1 rRNA gene is annotated in these 932 nt (G+C 56.7%); it reads left to right on the top strand.

What is annotated here, in order from left to right:
* Window positions 1-932 (top strand): 23S ribosomal RNA (locus MFF64_RS36540); the annotation flags it as partial.

Below are 932 nucleotides of genomic sequence, written 5' to 3'. Positions count from 1 at the left end.
TAGGCGAAGGCGCAGCGAAAGCGAGTCTGAACAGGGCGTTCAGTCCGCTGCTTTAGACCCGAAACCAGGTGATCTAGCCATGCGCAGGATGAAGGTGCGGTAACACGCACTGGAGGTCCGAACCAGTGCCCGTTGAAAAGGTCTTGGATGACGTGTGGTTAGGGGTGAAAGGCCAATCAAACCTGGACATAGCTGGTTCTCCGCGAAAGCTATTTAGGTAGCGCCTCGAATGAATACCGTGCGGGGTAGAGCACTGGATGGGCTAGGGCCGCCCACAGCGGTACCGCACTCAACCAAACTCCGAATACGCACGAGTACTGTTCGGGAGACACACGGCGGGTGCTAACGTCCGTCGTGAAGAGGGCAACAACCCTGACCGACAGCTAAGGCCCCCAATTCGTGGCTAAGTGGGAAAGGATGTGGGACTCCCAAAACAACCAGGAGGTTGGCTTAGAAGCAGCCATCCTTTAAAGAAAGCGTAACAGCTCACTGGTCTAGCCAAGGGGTCCTGCGCCGAAAATGTAACGGGGCTCAAGCCACGAGCCGAAGCTTCGGGTGCACGCAAGTGCGCGGTAGCGGAGCGTTCCCTAGGCTGATGAAGGGATACTCGTGAGAGATCCTGGAGGTATGGGAAGTGCGAATGCTGACATGAGTAACGACAAAGAGTGTGAAAGACACTCTCGCCGAAAGTCCAAGGGTTCCTGCGTAAAGTTAATCTGCGCAGGGTCAGCCGGCCCCTAAGGCGAGGCCGAAAGGCGTAGTCGATGGGAATGGGGCGAATATTCCCCAGCCAGTGGATGGTGACGGATGCCGTATATCGTTCGAGCTTATCGGATTGCTCGGGCGGTGAAGGGGTCCCAGGAAACAGCCTCCACATCAGACCGTACCCGAAACCGACACAGGTGGACTGGTAGAGCATACCAAGGCGCTTG

The organism is Methylobacterium frigidaeris, from assembly GCF_022179185.1.
Taxonomy (GTDB): Bacteria; Pseudomonadota; Alphaproteobacteria; order Rhizobiales; family Beijerinckiaceae; genus Methylobacterium; species Methylobacterium frigidaeris.
The sequence above is the reverse complement of the archived record's forward strand: the minus strand, read 5'-3'. Positions and strand labels throughout refer to the sequence as shown.